The organism is Pseudomonas sp. PME37.24/006 (assembly GCF_055556635.1).
The window spans coordinates 1-276 of sequence record NZ_JBVHNL010000068.1 but is presented as its reverse complement, the minus strand read 5'-3'; the positions used below and the strand labels follow the sequence as shown (position 1 = coordinate 276).

Genomic DNA, 276 nt, shown 5'->3' with positions numbered 1-276 from the left:
AAGATGGGAGAACCGATATCGAGCGAACCGAGGTCATCGGTATGCAGCACGAACTGGCGGCCCGAGGCATCGCGCGTGACGATGGGGGGCTGTTCCAGTCCCACGAAATTCTTCTTGGTTTCTTCCGAAGCGCCGGCATCCGCGCCGATGTAGGCCCCGGAGAGCAAGGTGCCCAACCCCGAAATACCGGAGGCAGCGATGCGCGGACGGACCACCCAGAAACGCGTGTCCTCGGCATTGAATCCTGAGGCATCCTGGTTCAGCTGAATACCGACC

The 276-nt window shown here is 61.2% G+C and carries 1 pseudogene; it reads right to left on the bottom strand.

What is annotated here, in order from left to right:
- Positions 1-276, bottom strand: a pseudogene (locus tag ACZ3GY_RS23880) (mammalian cell entry protein); the annotation flags it as partial.